Source organism: Pseudomonas sp. P5_A2_2 (assembly GCF_054177685.1).
Genome location: NZ_JBGCUL010000116.1, coordinates 1 through 9142 on the forward strand (window position 1 = coordinate 1; position 9142 = coordinate 9142).

Annotated in this window: 9 protein-coding genes; 6 read left to right on the forward strand and 3 right to left on the reverse strand. The window is 61.5% G+C overall.

The genetic code is table 11. The annotated features are described in order from the left end of the window. Positions 1-338 (forward strand): helix-turn-helix transcriptional regulator (locus ACXRVY_RS10565; protein WP_458237359.1); only part of this gene is annotated, 338 nt, incomplete at its 5' end. A 9-nt stretch (positions 339-347) separates the two neighbouring features. Here ACXRVY_RS10565 and ACXRVY_RS10570 read toward each other — a convergent pair. Continuing rightward, entirely contained in the window at positions 348-524 is a 177-nt protein-coding gene (locus ACXRVY_RS10570; protein WP_007986083.1) for a hypothetical protein, read from the reverse strand. A 231-nt stretch (positions 525-755) separates the two neighbouring features. Next, positions 756-1661: a LysR family transcriptional regulator gene (locus tag ACXRVY_RS10575; RefSeq protein ID WP_223460023.1), complete on the reverse strand. Its 906-nt coding sequence runs from the start codon at positions 1659-1661 to the stop codon at positions 756-758. Between the two features lie 230 nt (positions 1662-1891). On the opposite strand from ACXRVY_RS10575, the gene ACXRVY_RS10580 reads away from it, so the two are divergent. Continuing rightward, positions 1892-2776, forward strand: coding sequence for an MBL fold metallo-hydrolase (locus ACXRVY_RS10580; protein ID WP_223460025.1), 885 nt, complete (start codon positions 1892-1894; stop codon positions 2774-2776). A 56-nt stretch (positions 2777-2832) separates the two neighbouring features. Next, on the forward strand, positions 2833-3447 hold the full coding sequence (locus ACXRVY_RS10585; protein ID WP_223460027.1) for an NAD(P)-dependent oxidoreductase: 615 nt from the start codon (positions 2833-2835) through the stop codon (positions 3445-3447). Positions 3448-3577: 130 nt separating this feature from the next. Here the strand turns inward: ACXRVY_RS10585 and ACXRVY_RS10590 are convergent, their stop codons facing one another. Beyond that, a complete protein-coding gene (locus tag ACXRVY_RS10590) occupies positions 3578-4459 on the reverse strand; it encodes a LysR substrate-binding domain-containing protein (protein WP_223460029.1) in 882 nt (293 codons plus the stop codon). A 161-nt stretch (positions 4460-4620) separates the two neighbouring features. On the opposite strand from ACXRVY_RS10590, the gene ACXRVY_RS10595 reads away from it, so the two are divergent. The 3 genes from ACXRVY_RS10595 to ACXRVY_RS10605 all read left to right on the forward strand — a co-directional run bounded on the left by ACXRVY_RS10595 (position 4621) and on the right by ACXRVY_RS10605 (position 9103). After that, positions 4621-6258 (forward strand): 5-guanidino-2-oxopentanoate decarboxylase, encoded by a 1638-nt coding sequence (locus tag ACXRVY_RS10595; protein ID WP_458237360.1) that lies wholly within the window; start codon positions 4621-4623, stop codon positions 6256-6258. Continuing rightward, complete coding sequence (locus ACXRVY_RS10600; RefSeq protein ID WP_223460033.1) at positions 6255-7703, forward strand: aldehyde dehydrogenase family protein; 1449 nt, start codon at positions 6255-6257, stop codon at positions 7701-7703. Before ACXRVY_RS10595 ends, ACXRVY_RS10600 begins: the two co-directional genes overlap by 4 nt. A 296-nt stretch (positions 7704-7999) precedes the next feature. Then, on the forward strand, positions 8000-9103 hold the full coding sequence (locus ACXRVY_RS10605) for an ABC transporter substrate-binding protein (protein WP_007986100.1): 1104 nt from the start codon (positions 8000-8002) through the stop codon (positions 9101-9103). Positions 9104-9142: the final 39 nt, after the last annotated feature.

Below are 9142 nucleotides of genomic sequence, written 5' to 3' on the forward strand. Positions count from 1 at the left end.
GGGAATACCTCAACGGCTTTATTCAACTGGTGGAAGAGACCTATCGCCAGCACGTCAAGGTCGAGGACCTGGCGCACCGGCTGGGGATTTCCGTGTCGCACCTCAATGGCACCTGTCGTGAGCTGGCGGGGCAACCGGCATTGCAGATCATGCACGAACGGCAATTGCTGGAGGCCAAGCGTTTGCTGACCTACACCGGCATGACCATTTATGAAATGTCCGACGTGTTGGGGTTTTCCGATCCGACCAACTTCACGCGCCTGTTCCGGCGTCGTGTGGGGATTTCGCCCAAGGCCTTTCGCGACCGCTTGAAGGCCGATCAGGACAACGAAGCCTGACCCCCTTCGTTACCGGAGGGCGTTGAGGGTGGCGTTGTGGGGAATGCAGCGCTCGAAGTTGCAGCTCGCATATTCGCGGGGCAGGTTGCGCAGTTGCTCTACGCGCCAGGCGGCAGCGCCATACAGCCCGAGCGTGACCGCGCAGGTGATGAAGATCGCGAGGTATCTTCTTGTTCTGATGTTCATGGCGTTGACCTCTGAACGAATACCTTTCGGTATTACTTTGAGCATAGGTCAGCGCCGGTGAGTTACCAGCAAGCCGCGTCATGGATGTACCGCGACATTCAGAACGCTGATGTCTCCTGTGGGAGCGAGCTTGCTCGCGATAGCGGTGGATCATCCGGCATTGTTGTCGACTGACCTGACACCATCGTCGGAACGCCGCCCGGAGCAAGCTCGCTCCCACAGGGTTTCCATTCACAACCCGATATCCCACTCCGGTTCCTCCGGAAACCTCACCACCAGAAAATCCAGCAAGCTGCGCAATGCCGCCGGCATGTGCTTGCGTGAGGCGTACACCGCATACACGTTCATTTGCCGGGGTTCGGCCGTCGGCAGCAGGCGAATCAATTCGCCGCTGTGAATGTGCACGCCGGCCTGATACGTGGGTAGCATCGCCACCCCGGCACCGGCGATCGTTGCGCGCAACAGCGTGCTGGCCTCGTTGGCGCTGATGTTGCCCTGCACCGGTACAGAAACCTGCTCGCCGTCCTGTTCGAAATGCCACAGGCTTTTGCCGAAGTAGGAATGGGTCAGGCAATTGTGCCGGCTCAGGTCCTCGACCCGTTGCGGCGCGGGATGTTCGCGCAAGTAAGCGGGGGACGCGCAGATCACCGAGCGGCAAACCGTCAGGCGGCGGGCGATCAGGTTCGGGTCCAGGTCGTTGCTGGTGCGGATCGCCAGGTCGATGCGCTCATCCACCAGGTTCACAGTGCGGTCGAGCATCTGCATGTCGATACTGACGCCTGGGTAGCGTCGGACATACACGGCCATGGCATCGGCCAGTTGCGCCTGGCCGAAGGAGGTGCTGACGCTGATCCGCAGCAGGCCGCGCGGTGCGTCATCCGGCTCGCTGACGGCGGCTTGCATGTCGGTGGATAAATCGAGCATCTGCCGACAGCGCGGCAGGATCTCATTGCCGGCGGCGGTCAGGCTCAATTTGCGCGTGGTGCGATGCATCAGGCGCGCGCCAACCCAGTCTTCCAGTTCCGCCAGATACCGCGACACCACTGGCCGTGACAGCTCCAGATGATCGGCGGCGGCCGACTGGCTGCCGAGGTCGACCACCGTGACGAACACGCGCATTGCTTGAAGACGATCCATGATTTGCCCGCTTTCAGAAACAAACTATGTTCAAGCATCGCATTTTTTGTACTGAGTCAGGCAACTAAGCTCTGTTCCCTGTRGGAGCGAGCTTGCTCCGGGCGGCGTTCCGACGATGGACCCCCAGGCGCCGCGTTTAACCGGCAAGTACGCGTCATCGTTTACGACCATCGCGAGCAAGCTCGCTCCTACAAGGGACCACGACAGCCATTCGGAATACGGAGCAACAGATGATCGGTTTCACCACTTTAAAGCGCATTTTGCTGGCAAGCGCGGCCTTCGGTTTTGCCGCCCATGCAGCCGCCTCGACCCTGACGCTGGATGTCTACAACCCCGGTGAAAAAGCCATCTTTCCGGTGACCTCGGTACTGGTCAGCGGCGAGAAAGAAGCGATCCTGGTGGATGCACAATTCGGCAAGTCCCAGGCCGAGCAGTTGGTGGAAAAAATCCGCGCCAGCGGCAAGCAGCTGACCACCATCTACATCAGCCATGGCGATCCGGATTACTACTTCGGCCTCGATACCCTGACGGCTGCGTTCCCCAAGGCCAAGGTCCTCGCCTCGCAGCCGACCGTTGACCACATCAAGCGAACCGTCGACGGCAAACTGGCGTTCTGGGGCCCGAAAATGGGCACCGACGTGCCGGCCAAAACCATCGTGCCAGGTGTGCTCAAGGGCGACAGCCTGAACCTCGAAGGGCAGAAGTTGCAGGTGGTTGGTCTTGAGGGTCCGCAGCCGGATCGCAGCTTTGTGTGGATTCCGTCGATCAAGGCGGTCGTCGGTGGCGTCGTGGTGGCGCAGAACATCCACGTGTGGATGGCTGACACGCAAACACCACAGTCCCATGCCGATTGGTTGGCTACGCTGCATTCCATTGAAGCCCTGAAACCGCAGACCGTGGTGCCGGGTCATTACCTCGGCGAGAGCGATCGCTCCCTGGGAGCCGTGCAGTTCTCCGCCGCTTACATCAAGGCTTTCGACGAGGAAACCGCAAAGGCCAAGGATTCTGCCGCGCTGATCGCGGCGATGAAAAAACGCTTCCCGACCCTGGGTGATGAAAGCTCCCTGGAGCTGAGCGCCAAGGTCGCCAAGGGCGAGATGAAGTGGGGTGAATGAGTTTAAGAGGCAGCAGGTCTTTGATATCAAAACTTTCAAGCCAACTGGAGAGTGTCATGAGCAAAATCGCAATCATCGGTGCCACCGGTCGTGCTGGTAGCCAACTGCTGGAAGAAGCCCTGCGTCGTGGTCACAGCGTTACCGCCATTGCCCGCAACACGGCGAAAATCGGCCAGCGTGCCGGTGTGATCACGCGCGACATCGACGCATTGGATGCCAATGCTTTGCAAGCAACCATCGAGGGCCATGACGTAGTCATCAGCGCCGCGCATTTCGCGACCCTGCCTGCCAGCGCTGTCATCGGGCCGGTGAAACAGGCCGGAGTCAAACGCCTGCTGGTCGTGGGCGGGGCCGGTTCGCTCCTGTTGCCGGATGGCACGCGGGTGATCGACAGCAAAGGTTTTCCGGACGCGTACAAGGCCGAAGCCAGTGCCGGTGCCGAATTCCTGGGGAACCTGCGTCAGGAACAGCAACTGGACTGGACCTTCCTGTCGCCGTCGGCTGAATTTGTCGAGGGCGAGCGCACGGGGAAATTCCGCCTCGGTCAGGATGATTTACTGGTGAGCAGCGAAGGGCGCAGCTGGATTACCTTTGCCGACTACGCAATTGCGATGCTCGACGAAGTGGAAACGCCGAAGCATTCGCGGCAGCGGTTTGCGGTCGGTTATTGAGCACACCGATCACCTGTGGGAGCGAGCTTGCTCGCGATAGCGGTTGATCATTCGGCATTGATGTCGACTGACCCGACGCCATCGCGAGCAAGCTCGCTCCCACAGGGTTACATACCAGGCCTTTCAGGGTTCAGCGGCTCTGAGCCTGCTCCACCAACCACCCCATCAATTCACGCAACTTCGGCGAAGGTCCGGGTTTTTCGGGGAAAACAAGGTAGTACGCCAGCCCCGTTGTCACCTTCAATTCGAATGGCATGACCAGCCGCCCGGCGTTCAGGTCATCGCCGATCAGCGACCAGTCGCCAATCGCCACCCCCGTTCCCTGGGACGCCATCGACATCGCCAGGTCCAGTGTTTCGAAATGCTGGCCCTTGCCGACATTGGTCAAATGCACATCCGCGGCTTTCAACCAGGCCTTCCAGTCACGCTCGTCGCGGGTCGGGTGCAGCAACAGGTGCTGTTGCAAATCGGCCGGGGTCTGCAGGGGCATGGGGCCTTCGAGCATCGGTCTGGAACACACCGGCGTGAGTTGTTCGTCGAAGAGTTTTTGCGACATCAATGAATCGTCCGGCGGTGCGCCGTACATCACCGCCGCATCGAACTGCTCGCGATGAAAATCCACGCCGTGCTTGACCGTGGTGGTCAGTTCCACCGGCACGTCCGGGCGCTCCCTTTGCCATTGCAACAAACGCGGCAGCAACCAGCGCATGACGCAGGTCGGGGCCTTGAGTTGCAGGGTTTCGCGCTTCTCGCCGATCTGCTCGACCGCCTCGTCGATCAGACCGAAAATCTGCTGCACCCGTGGCAGCCATTCCCGCCCTTCGGCCGTCAGGTCCAGGCCTCGGGCCAGGCGGATGAACAGCTCATAACCCAGATGATCTTCCAGCCCGGCGACCTGTCGACTCACCGCGCCCTGGGTGATGTGCAGCTGTTCGGCGGCCCGGGTGAAATTGCAGCACTGCGCGGTAATCAGAAAAGTGTGCAGCGCCGGCAGGGGAGGCAGTCGTTTCATTGGGATCCAAGGTATGACGTGAGGACATGGCTAGTATGACTTTTTATCCATTGTTGCGGCTACCTGTCGCCCGTTCCAATGAGGCCATTCCCGGGCCTGCGAATCCATCATAAACACAGCGCATGCCCGGCGTCTCAAATCGAACAAGAAGGGCAATTCACATGGCGACGTGCGGCGAAGTATTGGTCAAGTTACTCGAAAACTACGGGGTCGAGCAGGTGTTCGGCATTCCGGGGGTGCATACCGTTGAGCTGTATCGCGGGCTGGCCCGTTCGAGCATCAACCACGTCACGCCGCGCCATGAACAGGGCGCCGGCTTCATGGCCGACGGCTACGCCCGCACCAGCGGCAAACCCGGTGTGTGCTTCATCATCACCGGCCCTGGCATGACCAACATCACCACCGCCATGGGCCAGGCCTACGCCGATTCGATCCCGATGCTGGTGATCTCCAGCGTGCAATCGCGCAGCCAGTTGGGCGGCGGTCGCGGCAAGCTGCATGAGCTGCCGAACCAGGGCGCACTGTGTGCCGGTGTCGCGGYGTTCTCCCACACCCTGATGTCGGCGTCGGAGTTGCCGGGTGTGTTGGCTCGCGCCTTTGCACTGTTCCAGGCTGGCCGTCCACGTCCGGTGCACATCGAAATTCCATTGGACGTATTGGTCGAAGAAGCCGACGACTTGCTCGCCAGCCTGCCGGTCAATATCGACCGCGCCGGTGCTTCGCCAAGCGCCGTGTCACGCATGACCGAATTGCTGGCCGACGCCAAGCGTCCGCTGATTCTCGCCGGTGGCGGTGCCATCGACGCGGCGGCCGAGCTGACTGAACTGGCCGAGCTGCTGGACGCACCGGTAGCGCTGACCATCAATGCCAAGGGCATGCTCGCCTCCGGCCACCCGTTGCTGATCGGCTCGACCCAGAGCCTGGTCGCTACCCGTGCGCTGGTCGCCGAGGCCGATGTGGTCCTGGCCATTGGCACCGAGCTGGCCGAGACCGACTACGACGTGACCTTCGCCGGTGGCTTCGAGATTCCAGGCCAACTGCTGCGCGTCGACATCGACCCGGACCAGACCGTGCGCAACTACCCGCCGCACGTGGCATTGGTGGCCGACTCRCGCAACGCCGCCCAGGCCTTGCTCAGCGCCTTGTCGCACAAGTCCCTGGCCGAGCGCCGCAACGATTGGGGCCAGGTGCGCGCCGCTTGTCTGCGTGAAGAGCTGGCCGCGACCTGGGACGCACCGACCCTGGCTCAGACGCGATTCCTCGAAACCGTGCTGCATGAATTGCCGAACGCGGTATTCGTCGGCGACTCGACGCAACCGGTGTACACCGGCAACCTGACGTTCAACCCGGAGCGTCCGCGTCGCTGGTTCAACTCGTCCACCGGTTACGGCACCCTCGGCTACGCCTTGCCGGCGGCGATTGGCGCCTGGCTCGGTGGCAGCGTCGAAGGTGGCGCGCGTCCTCCGGTGGTGTGCCTGATCGGCGACGGTGGCCTGCAATTCACTCTGCCGGAACTGGCCAGCGCCGTTGAGGCGCGCACCCCGGTGATCGTGCTGCTGTGGAATAACCAGGGCTACGAAGAGATCAAGAAATACATGGTCAACCGCGACATCGAGCCGGTCGGCGTGGACATCTACACTCCGGACTTCATCGGTGTGGCCAAGGCACTGGGTTGTGCGGCCGAAGCGGTCAGCAGTGTCGAGCAATTGCGAGGCGCATTGCGTATGGCCACTGATCGCCAAGGCCCGACCCTGATTGAAATCGACCAGGCCGAGTGGATGCAGGCGGTGTCGAAATGACGTTCCCTACAACGCTGGATGGCCTGTACATCAACGGCCAGTGGTCGGCCGGCAACGAACACCTGCGGGTGATCAACCCTGCGACCGAAGCCCTGTTGACCACGGTGAATGGCGGCGATGAGCACGCTGTTGATCAAGCGGTAAGCGCGGCGACCCAGGCGTTCGCAGACTGGTCGAAAACCACGGGTGCCGCACGCGGCGCGATCCTGCGCAAAATCGCCGCGGGCGTGCAGGCCAATCGTGAAAAACTGATGCACTTGCAGTCGAGCAACAACGGCAAGCCACAGTTCGAAGCGGCTATCGACGTTGATGACGTGATCGCCACGTTCGAGTATTACGCCGGCCTGGCCGAAGGCCTGGACGCCAAACAAGACAGCGCGATAGAGCTGCCGACCGACGACTTCAGCGCTCGCCTGCGCCGTGAGCCGTGCGGTGTGGTCGGCTTGATCGTGCCGTGGAACTTCCCGATGGTCACCACTGCGTGGAAGCTCGCCCCGGCCCTGGCCGCCGGTTGCTGCGTGGTGCTCAAGCCTTCGGAAGTGACGCCGCTGCCGGAGCTGGAACTGGCGGCGATCATCGCCCAAGCCGGTGTGCCAGCGGGTGTGTTCAACCTGGTGTGCGGCACCGGCCTGGCCGTTGGCGCACCGCTGTCGGCGGACCCGAGAATCGCCAAGGTGTCGTTCACCGGCAGCAACGCGGTCGGTGTGCAGGTCATGCAACGGGCGGCGGAAACCGTCAAGGGCGTGAGCCTGGAGCTGGGCGGCAAATCTTCGCTGCTGGTGCTGGCCGATGCCGATCTCGACCTGGCGGTGGAAGTGGCCTGCGGCGGTGGTTTCTTCAACGCCGGGCAGATGTGCTCAGCCACCAGCCGCGTGCTGGTCGCCGATGAGCTGGCCGATGAATTCCTGACCCGCGTGAAGGCGCGTGCCGAAGCGATTCGCGTGGCCGACCCGTTCGAGCCGAACGTGGAAATGGGCGCGCTGGTCAATCAGGCGCAATACCAGCGCGTGCTCGGTCACATCGACCGCGGTCTGAGTGCCGGCGCCAAGCTGGTTTGCGGTGGCAATCGCCCGGCCGACCTGCCGCGCGGATATTTTTTGCAGCCGACGGTGTTCACCGAAGTGCCCCTCGACAGTGCGCTGTGGTGTGAAGAGATTTTCGGCCCGGTGATCTGCGTGCGCAGTTTCTCCTCTGAGGCTGAAGCGATTGCCCTGGCCAACGACAGCCAGTTTGGCCTGGTGGCCAGCGTGGTGACACGCGATGCACAGACCGCCGATCGCGTCGCCAACGCATTGCAGGCGGGGCTTGTGTGGATCAACGCGCCGCAGGTGATCTTTCCGCAGACCGCCTGGGGCGGCTACAAGCAGAGCAGCATCGGCCGTGAATTGGGGCCGTGGGGCTTGCAGGCTTTCCAGGAAATAAAACACGTGATCCGGGCCGTCTGACGCCAATCCCTGTAGGAGCGAGCCCTGCTCGCGAAGGACGTCAACGATGACGCGGTTAGCCTGAACGAGCGCGGTGCCTCTGCACCTTTCGCGAGCAGGCTCGCTCCTACAGGAGGCATGCGCTGGCGTCATGGCTTCAATGAGTTTTTATCGATAGTCAGGTGTTTTACACGACCTCAGGATGAACTTGCTGGCTCAGCCAAACCCCCGAAAATACGAGGGATAACGCTGGTCCAGTCGCGCGGATGCAACAGTTTCGACCTGCCTTATACCTACAAAAACAAAGGGAGTCCGTAATGGGCGAGCATGATCTGAACAGACGTCAATTCATCAAGACCGTGGGCGTAGCCTCGGTTGCAGCAGCGGCAATGAGCATGCCGTTCATCAAGGCCAATGCCAGCGACACACGTTTTGCCGGCAAGACCCTGCGTTTGCTGACCTGGTCCGATGACACCGGCCTGGCTGCACTGCGCAACATCGCCGCGACCTTCGAAGACAAGTACGGCTGCAAGGTCATCGCTGACCGCACCGGCAGTACCTCGGAAATGGTCGCCAAACTCAAGGCCGGCGGTGATCGTCCGCAGTACGACATCATCACCCTGGCAGGCGTCGGCGCCGAAGGTCTGGCCGCCGCCAACCTGCTGGAAAAACCTGACCTCAACCGCATTCCCAACCTCGTCGATGTACCGGAGAAATACCGCACCGGCGCCAATGGCCACGGTATCGGTTACCTGCTGTGGTGCAACAGCCTGGTCTACAGCACCCGCACCCAGAAACAAGCACCGGACAGCTACGCGGCCCTGTGGGATCCAGAATTGGCCCCGAACATCTTCCTGCCGCCGCCGAACTGGACCGAGGCCATGGACCTGATCATCATCGCCGCCAAACTGGCCGGTGGTGACGAACACAACATCGAACCGGGCTTCAAGAAGCTCGCCGAGCTGAAGGATCGTGTGGTGACCCTGGGCGAAAACCCGAACCAGATCGCCGAACTGTTCCGCACCGGTTCCCTGGACATGGGCGGCCTGTACGCACCAGCGTTCTTCCCGAAACAGATCCGCGATCCGAACTACGGCCTGGGCGCCACGTTCGGCATGAAGGAAGGTTTCTACACCGACCTGATGCTGTCGGTGATGCCGAAGAATCGTCCGGGCGATACCGACATGGCCTACGCCTTCATCAACCACTCTCTGGACCCGCTGGTGCAGGGCAAGATGGCTGAAGACATCTATAACGGCCCGGTCAACGCCAAGGCGATCATCTCCGCCGAAGCGCGCAAGAGCCCGTACATCCTCACGCCGGAGCAGATTGCCGAGAAGGCGATCATGCACGACAACGCCTTCCTGGCGACTGTGCATGACCAATGGATTCGTCGTTACACGGAAATCTTTTCTTCCTGATCGAGTGACGTACACAGGATCTTCAAACACTGAAGATCC